General features: G+C 39.1%; 9 protein-coding genes. 2 read left to right on the forward strand and 7 right to left on the reverse strand.

Going from position 1 to position 17,752, the window contains the following annotated elements; translation table 11 throughout:
* Window positions 1-26: 26 nt before the first annotated feature.
* The 4 genes from FK178_RS02000 to FK178_RS02015 form a co-directional block, all read right to left on the reverse strand.
* Window positions 27-1,226, reverse strand: coding sequence for a glutamate-5-semialdehyde dehydrogenase (locus FK178_RS02000; protein ID WP_146830489.1), 1,200 nt, complete (start codon window positions 1,224-1,226; stop codon window positions 27-29).
* Between the two features lie 69 nt (window positions 1,227-1,295).
* Window positions 1,296-2,066, reverse strand: a complete 771-nt coding sequence (proB, locus tag FK178_RS02005; RefSeq protein ID WP_146830491.1) for a glutamate 5-kinase — start codon at window positions 2,064-2,066, stop codon at window positions 1,296-1,298.
* A 20-nt stretch (window positions 2,067-2,086) separates the two neighbouring features.
* Window positions 2,087-2,890 carry a pyrroline-5-carboxylate reductase gene (proC, locus tag FK178_RS02010; RefSeq protein WP_146830493.1) on the reverse strand — a complete coding sequence of 268 codons (804 nt, stop codon included), beginning with the start codon at window positions 2,888-2,890 and terminating at the stop codon, window positions 2,087-2,089.
* 292 nt (window positions 2,891-3,182) lie between these two features.
* Window positions 3,183-3,620: a hypothetical protein gene (locus tag FK178_RS02015; RefSeq protein WP_146830495.1), complete on the reverse strand. Its 438-nt coding sequence runs from the start codon at window positions 3,618-3,620 to the stop codon at window positions 3,183-3,185.
* A 318-nt stretch (window positions 3,621-3,938) separates the two neighbouring features.
* Here FK178_RS02015 and FK178_RS02020 point away from each other — a divergent pair, with 318 nt between their 5' ends.
* Complete coding sequence (locus FK178_RS02020; RefSeq protein WP_146830497.1) at window positions 3,939-4,142, forward strand: hypothetical protein; 204 nt, start codon at window positions 3,939-3,941, stop codon at window positions 4,140-4,142.
* A gap of 95 nt (window positions 4,143-4,237) precedes the next feature.
* On the opposite strand, the gene tamL is transcribed toward FK178_RS02020, so the two are convergent.
* The 3 genes from tamL to FK178_RS02035 all read right to left on the reverse strand — a co-directional run bounded on the left by tamL (window position 4,238) and on the right by FK178_RS02035 (window position 13,821).
* Window positions 4,238-6,544, reverse strand: coding sequence for a translocation and assembly module lipoprotein TamL (tamL, locus tag FK178_RS02025; protein ID WP_146830500.1), 2,307 nt, complete (start codon window positions 6,542-6,544; stop codon window positions 4,238-4,240).
* Between the two features lies 1 nt (window position 6,545).
* On the reverse strand, window positions 6,546-11,510 hold the full coding sequence (locus FK178_RS02030) for a translocation/assembly module TamB domain-containing protein (protein WP_146830502.1): 4,965 nt from the start codon (window positions 11,508-11,510) through the stop codon (window positions 6,546-6,548).
* Between the two features lie 145 nt (window positions 11,511-11,655).
* On the reverse strand, window positions 11,656-13,821 hold the full coding sequence (locus FK178_RS02035; RefSeq protein ID WP_146837391.1) for a M3 family metallopeptidase: 2,166 nt from the start codon (window positions 13,819-13,821) through the stop codon (window positions 11,656-11,658).
* A 280-nt stretch (window positions 13,822-14,101) separates the two neighbouring features.
* Between FK178_RS02035 and FK178_RS02040 the strand changes: the two genes are divergently transcribed.
* On the forward strand, window positions 14,102-17,749 hold the full coding sequence (locus FK178_RS02040) for a CheR family methyltransferase (protein WP_146830504.1): 3,648 nt from the start codon (window positions 14,102-14,104) through the stop codon (window positions 17,747-17,749).
* Window positions 17,750-17,752 lie beyond the last annotated feature (3 nt).

Raw genomic sequence — 17,752 nt, forward strand, 5'->3', positions numbered from 1 at the left:
CTTTTTTATTGCAAAATTTTTATGTCTTACTCTCTAATATGTCCTTTGCCAAACACGTAATATTTATTGGTGACCAATTGTTTTAAGCCAAGTGGCCCGCGGTGGTGAAGCTTATCTGTACTTATTGCCAGTTCAGCTCCCACACCCATTTGTCCCCCATCTGTAAATCTGGTTGAGGCATTGTGATAAACAGCAGCACTGTCCACCTGTTCCATAAAATTCTTGGCTTCCTCTTTTTCAGTAGTAATTATTGCAGCAGAATGTCCCCCTGAATAATGGTTGATCCTCTCTATTGCTTCTTCAAGATTACCCACACCTCCAATTACAATTTTCATAGCCAGAAACTCCTCGTACCAGGTATCCTCCCCGGGAATTTTTGTCGCATCCTCTAAAACCCTGGAAGTTTCCTCATCTGCCAGTACCTCTACCTGATTTTCTTTCATCAGTTTTCCAATCTCTTTTAAATGTACTTCATAATCTGGAAGGTTTTTATCGACAAGCACTTTATCCAGCGCATTACAACCGGAGATTTTATCGGTTTTTGCATTTAATATTACCCTTTTAGCTGTTTCAACATCTGCATTTTTAGAGACATACAAGAAATTGTTTCCCCTACCACTTACCAGAACCGCTCCTGTAGCGTGTTGTTTTACAAAGGCGATAAGTCTTTCTCCTCCACGGGGAACAATTAGATCGAGTTTCTCCGGCGGATTCTTCAAAAATTCCTGGGTTTCTTCTCTGTTCAATTCAAGTAATTCAATCCAGGAAGTATCCAGGTCATTTTCCTGAAGAGCCATATGCCAGCAATCTACTAAAATTTTGTTGCTGTAGTTGGCTTCTTTCCCGCCTTTCAGGTAGATCTTATTGTTGGCTTTAAACGCCAGTACGGCAGCTTCAACAGTCACATCTGGCCGGGATTCGTATATGATCATAATAGTTCCAAAAGGCGCAGTCTTATTGGTAATGTCCAATCCGCTATCCAGTACCCGGTTAGAGAGCACCTTTCCCACAGGGTCTTCCTGCTCCATTACTTCTTTAACAGACTGGATCATCCCGTCTACTTTCTTTTCATCAACGATCAACCGGTCATACATCGCACCCCCGGTTTCACCAAAAACCTGAAGATCTTCTTTATTGGCCTTAATTATCTCATCTCTTCTTCTATCCAGGATTTGCATCATGGATCTAAGCACATTATTCTTTGTATTTGTATCAATCAACTTCATCTTTCCTTATTCTTTATTTTATTTTCAATCTTATTTTTTCATTTAGCCACTAACGACTAACAACCACTTCTAAGCAATAAATTTGGTGCCTACTTTTTTACCGGAAACTATATCCAGGATCACATTGGGTCTTTTCCCGTTTGCGATATAAGTAGGGATATTTTTTGCCGCGGTACTTTTTGCTATCTTAATTTTGGATTTCATACCACCCCGCCCTTGTCCTTCTCCTTTGCCAGATTCCTGTACATATTTTTCAACATTCTCATTGATACTTACTTTATTGAGTTTTTCAGATTCTTCATCTTCAGGGTGCCCGGTGAATAATCCATCTGTATCGCTAAGAATTATCAGGGAATCTGCATTAATTAGTTCGGCTACCAAACTCGCCAGTTCATCATTATCAGAAAACATGGACATGGTAACAGATACCGCATCATCTTCATTTGCAATAGGTATTATACCTTCAGAAAGTAAGGATTCATAACAATTGGTCATATTTTCACGGTGTAGTCCCGGACTAAAATCTCTTTTTGTGGCGAGTACCTGGGCACATCGCATTCCATAATCATGAAAAAGGCTATAATAATGTCTCATCATTCGGGGTTGCCCCACAGAGGAATATACCTGTCTTCTTTTAGAAGGGTCTTTTATATTAATTTCACCAAGGATCTCCTTCCCGGCAATTGCCGAGCCGGAGGAAACCAATACTACCAGTATATCCTGTTCATATAAAGTGAAAATTTGCTCCACCAGGTTTTTTAAAACGGGTCCCAGAATTCTGTTGTCTTTGTTGGTCATCACATTGGTTCCAACCTTAACTACAATTCTTTTTGCTTCCATAATTTTAATATATCGCTGGTTTATTGTTTACCTAATTCCACTGCCCTGTCAAAAGCAGCATAGGCAGCATCTTTAATAAGTTCTTTTACATTATTGTCCTCCATTGAATCCAATGCAGCCCGGGTAGTTCCACCTTTTGATGCCACACGATCCATCCAGGTTTCAGGAGAAAGGTCACTTTGGTTAAATAACTCCACTGCACCTTCAAAGGTTTTACTTACCAAAACTTTTGAATCATTAGGAGAAAAGCCCATTTTTAAAGCGGCTTCTAACATAGACTGCATAAAGTAGAATACATAGGCAGGACCACTCCCGGAAATACCTGTGGAAGCATCTATATAGTTTTCATTTTCAACACGTATAGATTCCCCGGTGGTATCCAATAAGCTTCGTATCATCAAAAGCTCTACCCGTGATACTTCTTTGGCCCCTGTATAAGAGGTGACCCCTTTACCTACCTGTGCGGGTAAATTTGGCATCGCCCTTATAACTTTTTTGATCTCCAGTCCCTGCTGGATTTTATTAATAGTTACCCCGGCCATAATAGATACGAAGATCTGATCTTTGTTAACCAATAATTTTATTTCTTCAAAGAGGCTTTCACAGTGATAAGGTTTAATCGCCAGAAAGACAACATCTGCTTTGGGAAGACAATCCTCGATTTTATCATACACATCAAAGTGCTCTATTTTACTCAGAGAGACAAGTAGCTCAGGAGATTTATCATACAACATTAATTTATGCCGGCTTAATAAGGGGGAGTTCGCCATTCCTTCAGAATAGGTGAGCCCCATATTTCCGGCTCCAATTACAAGTAATCTCATTTTGGTGTTTTTAATTTCCTTTAAAGGCGCAAAGACCATGCAATCTCCCGGAGCGAAAAAAATAATTTTATTTTTTTTGGTAAATAAGTGTGAAATACGGGCTTTTCAAATAGTTTAAAAAGTAATTGGAAGATAAAAGGGATTTTCCCAACCGTTACTATTGTTAACATAAGGAAGGGGTAACTCAAAAATTACTTAAGAATTCCTGAATAATTTTTTTAAAGGCGGGAAAGATAATTAATGTGTATTTTAATTTGATTGACATTCCTGCAGATATGTCTTAATCCTGAAACTATGACAGGTTTTCCGGATTATCTGCCTTGAGCAGGGGGGTGGAGAACCTGTATATTTCCAGTTTCAATTGCTTGAATTTATCAAGGTGTTCTTGAATGCGGTAGGCCAGTTTCTGGTGCTGGGAGTGATAAAATGTTTCACAGCTTATATCTTCACATTCCATCATGCCATTTAGATCATTCTTATGATTGCGCATAGCCTCATGAAGTTCCATTTTTTCCTCTTTTAAATCGATCAACTCATTATAGAATTCCTGGAGTTTTTCATACATATTGGGAATATTACCTTTAAAAACCGGAGCAGTTAACAGGGATTTTAAAAAGCTTACTTCTTCTGAATGGAAATGAAATTTTTCATCCCAATAATGCGTGTCTGCATGCAGTTCATCAATATTTTTTTCGTTTGCAGAGCGGCGATGGTGAGTAGTAGTAGCCATAATTACCTTGTTTAGATGGGATTCCCCAATGGTATATTAAGATATGAAATTTTAGCTGAAAATTGAAAAAAAACATTTGTAATTATAATTACTTCTTAACCTTCAGGCTTGGTTATCAATTAATTAAGGTTTAAGGTTGAATATGTTGTTTTTTAGAAGATTTTATGTTCCTTATAAAATTGATTGGAACAGGGTTTTAAATACAACCCCTGTATTTACGAGGCTTTGAAGAGATAAAAAATATTTTTGCTCCTATGTTTTATGTAAATTAAAATCACATACATTTGTGCCAATAATCAAACAATAATTTTTATTAAAATGAAAAAATCAATTTTAACTTTTGCAGCTATTGCACTAATTTTTAGCTTTTCTTCTTGTAAAGAAACTACAGTTGAACAAACTGAAGAATTAGAAGTTATGGAAACAGAAACTGAAGAAGCTCCTGTTGAAGTAATCGAAGAAGCTCCTGTTGAAGTAATGGAAGATACCATTACTGAAGAAGCTGCTGTAGAAGTACAATAAAAATATATGATTTCCGGATTTTTCCGGAATTTCCCGGTATTTTAATGGGGCCTTTTGGCCCCATTTTTAATTTATTAAATTAGTATTGTTTTCTTTTAGAACGGATATCCTATTGCAAGGTTAAAGATGAAGTTTTGCTGTCTCCAGCTGCTATTCCCAAAATCAATTTGATCAAACACCCAACGTTGTCCTTTTGGTAAATGTGGTAATCTTAGTGGAAATGCCAGGTCTGTCCTTAGTATGAGGAATTGAAGATCAAATCGCAAACCTATCCCGGCTCCCACAGCCAGTTCTTTTATAAAATCCTTTGAAAATTCGGCACCCGGTTTATTTGGATCTTCATTCATTAACCAAATATTCCCCGCATCAACAAACAAAGCTCCTTCCACAATACTAAAAAGATCGGCCCTTAGTTCAGTATTCAATTCAAGTTTTAAATCTCCCGATTGATCCGGTAAAAAGGAAGAGGCTTCTACTTCTATATTATATGTTCCCGGCCCCACAGAACGCGCCCTGAAGGCCCTTAAACTATTACTTCCTCCCACAAAAAATTGTTTTACAAAAGGTAATTCCCGTGAATTCCCATATGGGAGCCCTGCACCAATAATGATCCTGCTTGCCAGGTCCAGACCTCTGTTAAGTTTCATATAATGCCGGAAATCTGTTTCGGCCTTTACATATTGGCTAAATGGTACATCAAAAATAGTTACCGGATCTCCTGAATCTATATTTGCTCCCGTGAGCAAACCGGTAATATTACCCGCAAGGTCCAATCCTCCCTGGAAATAAAAGGTATGGGTTTTGGCTGTCGCCATGGTATTGGTATATGTAAAAGTGTATGTAGGGCCAAAAATAAGCTGCTCTTCAATAATTCTTCCCAAATTGGGGTTAAGGGCTATTTGTTCTTCGTACAGTTCGGTTACATTAAATGGGTTTACAAAAGTTATGTCCATTACATTTAACCTATGTTCCTTTCTAAGATTTTCTTTCCACAAATAACCAAAAGAGGTATTGAAGGAATTAAGGGAATAAAGTTTTGTACGGGCCTGGAATTCATACGCCAGTGTTGCCCTGGTACGAGGAACAAATGCACTGTTCGAGGGGGTTTGAAAAGGAGTTATTAACCTGGGCCATGTTAAGGTAGCCTCGGTTCCTATGCGGTAAATATTGTAGCCTTGATTCAACCCTGCTACCTGTACTTCAAATCCTCCATGGGCCGAGATCCTTAACTCTTCAGCTCCTTTAAAGGCATTACGGTTTGTCCAGCTTAAATTAATTTCTGATCCGGCATAATTTGCCGAATTTGTTTTTCCCAACAATTCCAGCCTTATTGATTTTTTGGGAAGGGGTGTAAGGTAATAATAGGTGTCGAGCAAGTTGGTGGCAGAATCTGACACTTTAAACTGGTTTTTGACAAATTTAAATGTGCCCAAATTTACCAGCCGGTTTATAGATTTATTATGATCTGTTCTGTTATACAATTCCCCTTTTTCAAAAAGCAGGGTCCTTTCAAACATTTTGGGTTTAAATTTCTCTTTAGGATCTACAATGGTATAATCGCCGAATTTATTTCCTACGGGAGGTGAGGGAATAAGGGAATCTTCAGCAAGGGAATAATCGGGAAAAATGTAGATATTATTGATCCTGTAAGTTTCTTTTGCTTCAACAGGTGTTTCCTCCTTAAGCACCATTTTAAGGGAGACTTCTTTTTCTCCTGCTGTACTATCTACCTTGGCCAGGAGGTAATCCGGATTAAAATAGTAATAGCCTGTTTCTTTTAAATTGGCATCTATTCTTACCCGTTCTGCCTTAATTACATCAAGGTCATACGGCTCCCCAACTTTAAGCAGTGATTTTTCCCGGGTGTTTGCAATGGCAGCCGTAACTGGTATAGAATCTTTTGGAAAATCCACCTCTTTATATATATACGGGCTACCTAATTCTACTGTATATTCTGCAGTGGCTTTTTTGTTTTTTGCAGTTGAGTCTGCACTTGAACTGGCATTGAAATATCCTTTATTTTCAGCATAACCTTTAATAAGCTCTGCGTTATAATCCAGGTCAACTTGTGAGAACAACACCGGCGGTTCACCCATTTTATATTTTAACCAATGCCTGAAACCTTTGGTTCCAACAGAATCACCGGCTATGTTGTAAAAATATAATTTAGGACGAAGGCCTAAAAAACTGGTATTGGGCTTAGGCCTTAATAAGGTTTCCATATTTTCTGCAATCCGTTTTCTGTCTCCCCGGGAGGTCTCTGCCCCGTTTACTTCAATATCACCTCCTACATAAAGCAATTCCCCCTCGTTCAGGTATTTGGTGTTGCTGCACCCCGAGAGTGCCATAACAAGTGCCAAATTGATAAACAGATAATAATATTTAAAGTGCAATGATCTCATTTTATTTATCTACGTTCTTACCAAAAATTTCCATAAAATAATTGTAATCCATGGTGATAATGAAACCAACACCGGTTTCAATAACCTGTCCTTGCAGGGCCACCTGATATTGGTTTTTCCTGTAAGCTCTCAACATATACCTGCCATCTTTGGATAATTGATAATCCAGGGCTATATCACCTGCAATATTATTGGCCTGCTGATTGGTTTGCTGTGGTCCTTCCAGGCCAAAACTACTGCCTATGGTAACTTTTAACCTGTCATTTAAAAGGCGTCTTGATAAACCTACATTTAGGTCTGTACGTTGTTCCCGCTGTCCTGTGGTATAGTCTTCAGTAGAATCAAGGTCAAAGTTCAATTCAACTCCTGCTATAAGATCTCCGGCCAGATCATTAAGCTGTTGGGAGAGGATCTTACTCACACTTTGACGAGCCAGCGACTCGGCACTCGAACCTCCGCCTTCACTCGAAAAAGGATTTTCTCCTATAAATCTATTGAGCAGCAGCAAGGCAAAAACCTGTTTATTTAACTCAGATGGTTGCTGCCGGATCTGGGCAAGTTTCACCTTGGTGTTATTAATGATATCTGTAGAAACATTGTAATTTCTTTCCGGTAATCTAATATCAAATGTGAGTATGGGTTCCATTAAGTCCCCCTTCATTTGAAGCAGGGTTTCAAAAGGCAATTCCTGTTTGTAGGTGTTCCTTACTCCCGGAGAAAGATTTGCAAGCTGGTTACCAAGAAGATCAATGGGAGGGGCATCAGTTTCATATATGGCCGTAATATTTATGTCTGCCGTAGTAGGCTCCCCAGTCCATAAAATGTAGCTCCCTTCCTGGATCTCGAATCTACGGCGTATAAAATTAAATGACATTTCATAAGCGCCTTTTGAGAACTCATATCTTCCAACCAGAGTTGTTTTTCCCGAAGGGTCTATGCCAGCCGTAAGTTGTGCATCCCCCTGTAAATTTAAATAATCCCCATTTCCTTCATCAATTATAAGGGTCAATTTGGCTTCGTCATTAACATCAATATTCACTGAAACATCCATTCCCTGTAAGGGGGAGGTGTTAAAAGTTTCTTTCATTTCTTCCATTGCCGCCAATCTCAGGCTGCGTTCATCTACAAACTCTACCACACCCTCCCTGTCGGCAATCGTGGGATCTTCCTGGGGTAAAACTACGGTAAGGTCTGTTCCTTCCTTAATATTGATACTTCCGTTTACAACTGGTTGGTCAAGGTTTCCTCCTACATTTAAACGGGTATCCAATACCAGGACTCCGTAATAAAAATCATTATCCTGTGCAGTAGAGTTCATCGCCCGGAAATTATCTGCATGCACGGTTAATCCAAATCCATAATCCAGATAATTAGTGGTATTTAACGACCCGTTAATTACCAATTCATTCTTCTCATCATCCTGAATGGTAAAATTATTTAATTGAATTCCTTCCCGGGTGAAATTTATATTATCATTAATGGACTGGAAATAGCTGTTTAATGGTGATACACGGAAGGCTACATCATTGAATTTCAAATCTCCAATAATTGCCGGTTCTCCCATTGTTCCTTCCAGCCTGAGATCTCCCGATAAATGACCGCTCCCTTCGGTTATATTGCCATAGGAAAATCCCTGAATGCTTTTTATATTTAATTGGCGAAGGTCAAGATCAAAATCCAGATTTCCGGAATCTGTGCTGTAAAGCCCTGCAAGTTCAACATCATTTCCGTTTCCGGTTATATCAATTTTTGCCTGCAGGGTATTGGTGGTTAAATTATCTACCTGAATTCGAAGATCACCCACTGTATCCCTTTTAAAACTGAAATTTTCCACCGTAAGTTCTGAGGTAAATTCGGGAGTAGTAAAAAGATTGTTCAGCACAATATCCCCGTTAATTGTTCCCCCGGCAATTAAAGTGTCTTTAGAGATCATTGCGCTTATGGTCTCAATTTGGAAATTATCAAATTCAATTTCCATTGGAGAGGCGGGATCTGGTGATTGGGAATTGATCCTGATTGCATTATTGTTATGGCTCAAATTGAAATTCGTAGCCTGCACCCCGGTTGGCGTAATTGTTATACTGTTGTCATCAGGGATTACCCAGGTGTCATAATTCAGCATAAGATTATCAATCTCTAAGGTGAACCTGTTCGAGGTTTCCTCTGTTTCCATAAGCCCTGCAATCCTGTAATGAGCGTCTCCTTTGGAATCGTCTATCCGGAGGCGGTAGGAAATAGAATTATCTTTTATTTCTCCCGCCAGGTTAGTATGAAACAATTGCACCTGTGGGCTGGTAACATCATCAATATCTATTTCATAGCTTAGGGCATCATCATTATTTTCGATATTTATTGCTGTATTCACTATTTTATAATCCAGATATCGCATTCGGGTAATGTTTCCATTTATAAGAATACTGTCATTGATACTGTTATATCTCCCTGTTATAGTAATGGGTTCCATAAAATCCATTTGAGGGATCAATTGATTAAAAATAGGATCATCTTCTATTCTTATATTAAAACTCAACTGCTGCGGATCAATTACAGCAGTATCACTTACTGCGTAAGGGGTAGAGGAGAGATTGTAGTATTTTGAAATGGTGTTGGCAAGGGAAGGGCCTATTTTAGTAAGTTGATAATCTCCTTTTATTTTTGCGTTAACAAGCTGAGACTTTAAAATAAGACTATCCTGGGGTGAACCGGCATAGGATATAATTGAAATAGTATCCAGCGGAAAACTTTGTGTAGCATTTGCAGCAATAAAATCGGTTAAAAGGATCTCCCCGTTTAAATGATCAGGATCTGCGGTTTGAAGGTCGGCGGTAATTTTCCCCTGAAATTTTAAAGGTGATGTAAATAGATTAAGAGAGTCCAGGGCAACATTTTTAAGATTTGCGGTGGCCTTTAGGGAAGGATATTCTCCGGAAAAATTTCCGTTAATGTTCAGGTCGAAATCCAGATTGGGATCTTCCATGATGGCATTTGCACTAAGTTCTCCATTTTGCATGGAACCATCGAATTTTATATCCCTGTATAAATAACTGTTATATTCAGCTTTTTGAATAGTTCCGGAGGCCTTCGTGTTGGCAGTGGCTGGATCAAAACCTGTCCCGTTGGTTTTTATATTAAGGGTAAGAGAACCAATAGAATCATTCTGGATCAACCTTCCCAGGTCAAAATCATTGAGGATAACATCTGCGTTGTAAACCTCGGCCCCTTTTCTTCGCATATCAATACTGGCATCTACCACGGCATTTCCGGAACTGCTGTTCAGGTTCATTTTTGTTTTGAAGTTGGAAGCTGTCCCGCTAAAATTTCCGTTTAAATTAAAACGCTCCGGCAGGGTTATGCTATCGGGAATAGTTCCCGGCGGAAGAAATAATTCAAGGTCACGGGAGGTGGTACGGAATTGGCGGATGTTGAGGTTGTAATAAGCATTTTCCACATCGGGAAGGCCTTTGATATTACCGCTTATTGCAATGGAAGTAGCACCAATTCCATCGGCTTCAAAGTTTGAGATGTTAAGGTCTTTTATCTTTCCCGTAACTTTTCCATGAATGTTTACAATTGCATTGGGGTTACTTTGAAACGGATTGGTATCTCGCAACTCAGGCGCCAAAAGTAAAACATCACTAAAGGCCAGTTTACTATTTTCAAGATTGGCATCTATAAATACCTCTCCAAGGTCATTTTCCAATGATTCAATGGAGGCGTATTCTGCCTCAATCCGGTTTTGCAAAATGGTGTTCGGGGTTTGGAAATAAAGGTTTTTTAAATAAGCCGAATTTTCTGAATATAAAAATTCCGTAGTAAAGGATTGAACCTCGAGACCGCTCTTATCGCGTACTGTAAGGGAATTTACTTTTCCTGAAATTGAATCAAGCCGGTAATAAAGATCCCTGGCCTCCAAATTAAGGTTGGTAAGGTCCATATCCATAAAATTCATTCCATTGGCAATAACCGGCGAATTTTCGTCTCTAAACTTTACGGCAAGGTCCTTAAGGTTCGCCTTGCCTAATTTCACTTTCCAGTCGGGTGGGGTTTGGGTAATAGAATCATTTGAAGCGGGAGAAGGTGATTCCGCCTGGTCCATTAGTATATTTCCTGTTAATCCGTTTAACTCAATAAATTCAAAATCAACATATTCCTGCTCCAATTGCAGTTCATTAACCCTGGCGATCAATTCCACTACGTCAAAAGTGGAATTTAAATTTAATTCCTCATTATTATAGGTGATCTGGGCTCTTTTCACATCTATATCCCCTAATCTAAGATCGGGGAGGGGGGACTCTTCTCCACCAGTTCCACTTTGCGCGATTGTGGGTTTTTGCACAATTCCCTGGTCCATTCTTAGCCTTATCCCATCAACATCCAATTCCCTGATCTCATATATAAGCTTGTCGGGATCAAATATTCCTATTTGGGCATTCAGATTTTCCACCTTGGCCGCAATCTGGGTTTCAATAATGGCATCACTCCAGGTGAAATTCACCTTTTTAAGATCAACGGTGCCTATGGAAATTTCCATGGCTGCGGTGGTATCTTTGGGGGTGGTGGTAGCAAACGCTTCGAGGATATAATCAAAATTAAATATTGAATCCTTGTCACGGGAGATATTTGCTACTGCTCCTTCCAGTTCTATAGAACTTATTTGAACAGAGCTGCTTAACAATTTATAAAAATCAATATTTACTGCAAGCCTTTCACCGGCTGCAAGGGTATCCCGGTTTTGATCTTCAAAGTAGAACCCCGTAAGGATAATTTTTTTTGGGAAGCCTATTTCGAGATTATCAATTCTCACAGGGGTTTCAATTTTATTTTGAATAAAGGAAACTGCTTCGTCTTTAAGGAAATTTTGAACGGCCGGGATTTGGATAAGCAGAAGGAGGAGCAACAAAATTGTTATGATGCCCCCCAATACCCATAAAAGAATTTTTAGAAATTTTCGTAAGAATGATCTCAAGCTACCGGGTTTATACTCAAAGATAGCCACTTCTCAAAGCAAGAATGTTAAATTTAAGCGAAACCTAATACCTGGAATTTAAAAATAAAAGAGGTTGTTTGATTTGAAACCAAACAACCTCCATTAAAATTCCGGAAAAAAATATCTATTTTTTATTCTCCTTATTTTTGTTTTCTTCAGGTACAGGGAACCCTCGGTCTCTCATAAGGGCATTGATCGTGGCATCCCTGCCTCTAAATTTTCTGTAAGCTTCCGCAGGATCCATGGCATTTCTTGGAGCAAAAAGGAATTCTACCAGTTTTGCTGCAACATCCTTATCATAGAAACCTCCCGGGGATTCTGCAAATGCTTCTGCAGCATCAGAGGTAAGAACGTCTGCCCATAGATAACCATAATATCCGGTTGCATAACCCTCCCCGGAAAATACGTGTCCAAAATGGGGAGAACGGTGGCGCATTACGATTTCTTCCGGCATATTAAGAGCCTTTAGGGTTTCTTTTTCAAAGGTTTTAGGATCTATTTTTTCGGGATCTGTAGTATGATATTTCATATCCATAAGTGCCGAAGCTAAAAATTCTGTGGTGCCAAACCCCTGATTAAAAGTAGACGCTTTCTTGATCTTTTCTACCAGTTCTGCAGGAATTGGCTCCCCGGTTTCGTGGTGTAAAAGGAATTGATCTATTACCCTGTCTGTAGACAACCAGCGTTCCAGAAGTTGGGACTGGAACTCAGTATAATCTCTAACCCCGCTGTTAAGGGTAGGATATTTTACATTTGACGCAAGGAAATGCAGCGCATGTCCAAATTCATGAAAAAAGGTTTCGGCATCATCCCACGAGATCAATGCAGGTTCTCCCGGAGCAGGTTTTACGAAATTTGAATTGTTGGATGCCAGTACGGTTTCTTTTCCATCATAGGTGGTGTGGCTTCTATATGTAGTGGCCCACGCCCCTGAACGTTTACCCTGGCGCGCGTATGGATCAAGGTACCATAAACCTATATGTTCACCTGTGGTTTTATCTGTAACTTCCCAAACATTTACATCTTCATGAAATACGGGAACAGATCCTGCTGGTACAGGTTCAAAATTGAAGTTGAACAACTCACCTGCAGTAAAAAACAGGGCCTGGGTAAGATTATCAAGTTGAAGGTATTGTTTTACTTCATCACTGTCAAGGTCATATTTATCCTTCCGCACTTTTTCAGCATAATAACGGTAATCCCAGGGAGCGATCTTAATACCGGCATTTTCGGCATCAGCAAGAGCCTGCATATCTGCAACCTCCTCTTTTACTCTCGCAAGTGCAGCAGGCCATACCGCCTCCATTAATTGCATCGCGGTTTCAGGATCTTTTGCCATCCGGTTTTGAAGACGCCATTCAGCATAATTGTCATAACCCATTAATTCCACGCGCTCATCCCGCAACTTAAGGATTTGGGAAATAATCTTATTATTGTCGAATTCATCCTCATTATCTCCACGGGAATAGTAATTATTCCACACTTTTTCCCGAAGTTCTCTTTCCGTAGAATAGGTAAGGAATGGGTCCATGGAAGACCTGGTATTGGTAATGGCATATTTTCCTTTCATGTCGCGATCCTCTGCAGCTTTCGCTGCTGCTTTTATAAAGGATTCCGGCAGGCCATCAAGTTGTTCTTTCTCAAGAAAAACTACATAATTCTCTTCATCGGCAAGGACATTATTGGAGAATTTTGTGTAGAGTTTTGAAAGTTCCATATTGATCTCGGCATAGCGCTTTTTGGCCGCCTCGTCAAGATTAGCACCATCCAGAGCGAAATTCTCGTAAATTAAATGCACCACCCGTTGTTGGTCATATGGCAGGGGATTGGCTTGAGAATCCTCGTATACCTTTTTTATACGCTCAAATAATTTCTTATTCTGGGATATCTTTGAGGAAAATTCCGAGATCTTGGGTGCCATTTCTGTTTGTATAGCTCTAAATTCCGGGGAGGAAAGATTGCTCCCCCAAATACCATAATAAGTAAATGTACGGGTAAGGGGTTTGCCGGCCCGCTCCATAGCCTCAATGGTATTTTCAAAAGTGGGAGGTTGAGGGTTGTTTGCAATTTTCTCAATTTCTTCGAGATGCAATTCCATTCCTTTTTCCATGGCCGGCCGCAAGTGGTCCAGGTTCATTTTGTCAAAAGCCGGAACCCCGCCATATGGCCCCTGAAATTCAGCTAATAAGGGGTTGTCAAATGAATTGGTCTTTTTCATCTCTTTTTTTTGTTGTGGGGTTTCCTGAGCAAAAGTTTGGTGGGTAGTACCAACTACGGTGATCATCACCATAATCTTAAAGGCACTGTTTTTGAAGTTTATAGATTTTTTTTTCATAATTAATTTAAATAATTGAAAATCAAAAAGGTAAATTATTAAGGTTTAAAGATACAAATAAGGCTATTAATTCATTGACGCAAATGAGGTAAAACTAATGAGGTAACTGTTAAAAATCCCTTAAGTACTGCCCTAACACTGGTATGAAATTTATTATTTTTACGAGATATTTATAAATATATATTAAAAAAATAAAAATAAATTCCCTCCAAAAAGCGTATTATCAAAATATAAGATGACGAAAAATCACTCCCTTGCAAGTTCTGATATCTCAGTTTCCAATCTTACCACCTCCAGAATTATTGCAGTTGGTGCCAGTGCCGGAGGCCTGGAGGCGTTAAAATCCTTTTTTCAGAATATCCCAACGGGAGATATGAATTCATATGTGGTAATACAACATTTGTCCCCAGATTATAAGAGTATGATGGGAGAACTGCTTGCTAAATCTACAAAGCTTAAAATTGAAGAAATAAAAGATAATATGGAGATCCTTCCCGGAAGGATCTATTTGATTCCCCCTGTAAATAATCTGGTAATTGAAAACGGCATGTTGCATTTACTGGATAAGCCCAAAGACCAAAAACTCAATTTGCCTATAGACATGTTCCTGCAATCCCTGGCAGAATTTAAAAAGGAACAGGCCATCGCAATTATTTTAAGTGGTACCGGCAGTGACGGGAGCAGGGGTATACGGGCCATTAAAGAACAGGAAGGTATGGTAATGGTACAGGATCCTGAGGAAGCCAAATTTGACGGGATGCCAAAAAGTGCGATTCATACAGGGCTTGTAGATTATATAGTAGGTGTTGAAGAAATGGGGGCCGAGCTTCAAAATTTCATTAATGCCCCGGTGGTACTCCATTTTACTGAAGATGATATAGAATACGATGAAAATACCCTGGCAAAGATCCTTCACCTTGTTAATGAAAAAACAGGATTGGATTTCAGGGAATATAAGCATTCCACCCTGGCACGACGTGTTGCTCGCAGGGTGAGTGTATGCAAATGTTCCTCACTAAAAGAATATTTGCTTCTATTAGAATCAAACCCCGAAGAAATACCCATTCTTTACAGGGAATTTTTAATTGGGGTAACAAAGTTTTTCCGCGATTCCAGGGTTTGGGATATTTTGAGGGATGAGGTAATTCCAGCCCTTATTACCCCAAAGAAGGACGGGGAAGTTTTAAAAATTTGGGATGTAGCCTGTAGTACCGGCGAAGAGGCCTATTCTCTTGGAATGCTGTTGAATGAGGAAATGGAGCGCCAGGGCAAAAACCTCGATATAAAAATTTTTGCAACTGATATCTCTAAAAAACATCTTGATATTGGGAGCCTTGGAATTTACTCTGAAAGCATTGTAGCCGATGTTGAAATGCACCTGCTTCAAAAGTATTTTATAAGTAAAAGTAAGGGTTATCAGGTTGTTGAAAAAGTTAGGAGAATGGTGATATTTTCTAAACACAATGTGTTGAAGAATCCACCTTTCAGCAATATGGAGATGATATTATGCCGTAACCTTCTTATTTATTTCCAGCCATCTATTCAAAAGAGAGCCTTAAACGTTCTTCATTACGGGTTAAAGGAAAACGGGATTCTTGTACTTGGGACCAGTGAAAGTGTTCAAACCCACCGCGAATATTTTGAAGATGTAAACAGAAAGTGGAAAATCTATAGGAATGTGAATCCAAGAAAACGTCTTAATGCTGAAAATTTACACTCATCCCCAAGCAGGTTGCTGGAAAACGTGCCAAGCGGAAGGCAACGGGAAATTAAGCCCACCACAAGTGGTTCAAAACAAAAATTTTATGCCGAATTAAGTGAGGCTATTCTGGAGCAATTTGGTGGCGCCAGTGTTTTTGTAGATTCTGAATACAATATTCTTCAGGCTTTTGGGGAATTTAGAAAATATGCAAGTTTACCGGTTAATGGATTCTCTATTAATTTAACCGATATGCTGGGACAGGATCTTAAACACATTGTGCAAGCCACAGTGAAGAAAGCTGAAAGGATAAACCAAAAGACCATATACCGTGATGCTTCTTTCCAACATAACGGAGAGATGAAGGGGCTTGATCTCCTGGTAAAACCATTTAGACAGCATAATCTTGATAATGAAATAAATTTTGCGATCACTTTCATTGAAAAGGAAATAAGGCCTGAAAATTTAAAAGAGGTTGAAAAAGTTACTCTCACAAGCAGGACCAGGGAATATATCCAGGAACTTGAGGAAGAATTAAAAAAGACAAAGGAGGAACTTCAAACTTCGCTGGAAGAAATCGAAACCAGTAATGAAGAGCTGCAGGCAGCTAATGAGGAATTATTGGCCTCAAATGAAGAACTTCAAAGTACCAATGAGGAACTGCAAAGTGTAAATGAGGAGATTAATACGGTAAATGCAGAGAATGTTCAAAAAATGGATGATCTGGCCGGGTTAAATGCAGATATGAATAACCTGCTGGAAAGTATCGATATTGGAACTATTTTCCTGGATAACAGCCTTCGTATAAGAAAATTTACCCCAGCAGTTAAAAGGCATTTTAGTCTCATAGGCACAGATATTGGCCGCCCTATTGAAAATTTCACCACTAATTTTGGTGCTCATAAGGGTAGAAAAGGTTTGGTTGAAAGGTGCAAAAAAGTAATGGAAACCGGGAAGAAGATTGAAAGACATATCATTTCCAAGGAAGGCCACCATTACCTGCAGCGAATTTCACCCTTTATCAACTCTAATCAAAAGATTGAGGGAGTGGTAATCACCTTCGTAGATATTGAAACCCTTCAGAAAGCACAGGACAGGCTGGTGGCAAGTGAAAAACGCTTTAAATCTTTTTATGAAAAAGATCCAATCTTACATTTTAGTGTAGATCCAAATACCTCCCTTATTATTGAGTGCAATGAAAAGGCGATTGAAAAAATGGGATATTCTTCGAAGGAGGATCTTATTGGAAGGCCGCTTTTTGAACTGTATGATGACGCTTCTCAATTAAAAGCAGTGAAATTAAACAAACTTTTCCAGCAGAACGGGGAGCTTAATAATATTGAACAGGAGCTTATAACTAAGGATGGCGAAAAACTGCCCGTAATTATGAGTTCCAGGGTTGAACGGGATGAGGAAAATAAAGTAGTGAGCAACAGGTTTACGTGCGTAGATATTTCTGAACTTAAAGAAGCACAGAACAGGCTTAAAAAGAAAAAGGTTGCCCTTGAAAGGGCTAATAAAGATCTCGAACAGTTTGTATCCATATGTTCTCATGATCTTCAGGAACCCCTCGCAACTATTAAATTTGGAAGTGATATCTTAGGTAAGATATATGCCAATAAGCTGGATGATAAAGGAAGGGAATACATATCCTATATAGATGCAGCGTCAGACAGGTTGGCAAACCAAATAAGAGCTTTACTGGAGCATTCCAAAATAGGAAAGAATAGTGATAGAACCCTTGTAAATACCAAGGAATTGGTAGAAGTGGTTAAATATGATCTTTCCAAAAGAATAAGGGATACAAAGGCCCAGATCCATGTTGGTGCCCTTCCCAAAATTAAAGCCTACCAGGTTGAATTGCGTTTGCTCTTTCAAAATCTTATAAGTAATGCCCTCAAATATATTTCAGAGGAGAGGAGTCCCGAGATAAGGATCTCAGCGTATCCCGAAGGAGAATTTTGGGTTTTTGCAATCGTTGATAATGGAATTGGAATTTCAGAAGAAGACCAGAAAAACATTTTCACCATATTCAGCAGGGTTCCAACTCAGCGAAAATATGAAGGTACAGGAGTAGGTTTGGCACACGCAGAGAAAATTGTGTTGTTGCACGAAGGTTCCATTTGGGTAGATTCACAAGTGGGAGTAGGAAGTACCTTTTATTTTAAGATCAAAACAAGTTAATAT

The organism is Antarcticibacterium arcticum (assembly GCF_007993795.1).
Lineage (GTDB): Bacteria > Bacteroidota > Bacteroidia > Flavobacteriales > Flavobacteriaceae > Gillisia > Gillisia arctica.

Excerpts from the sequence above, each read along its gene's own strand:
- proB (WP_146830491.1), bottom strand. The coding sequence starts at position 2,066 with ATGGAAGCAAAAAGAATTGTAGTTAAGGTTGGAACCAATGTGATGACC.
- FK178_RS02020 (WP_146830497.1), top strand. The coding sequence starts at position 3,939 with ATGAAAAAATCAATTTTAACTTTTGCAGCTATTGCACTAATTTTTAGC.
- FK178_RS02000 (WP_146830489.1), bottom strand. The coding sequence starts at position 1,226 with ATGAAGTTGATTGATACAAATACAAAGAATAATGTGCTTAGATCCATG.
- FK178_RS02040 (WP_146830504.1), top strand. The coding sequence starts at position 14,102 with ATGACGAAAAATCACTCCCTTGCAAGTTCTGATATCTCAGTTTCCAAT.
- FK178_RS02035 (WP_146837391.1), bottom strand. The coding sequence starts at position 13,821 with ATGGTGATGATCACCGTAGTTGGTACTACCCACCAAACTTTTGCTCAG.
- proC (WP_146830493.1), bottom strand. The coding sequence starts at position 2,890 with ATGAGATTACTTGTAATTGGAGCCGGAAATATGGGGCTCACCTATTCT.
- tamL (WP_146830500.1), bottom strand. The coding sequence starts at position 6,544 with ATGAGATCATTGCACTTTAAATATTATTATCTGTTTATCAATTTGGCA.
- FK178_RS02015 (WP_146830495.1), bottom strand. The coding sequence starts at position 3,620 with ATGGCTACTACTACTCACCATCGCCGCTCTGCAAACGAAAAAAATATT.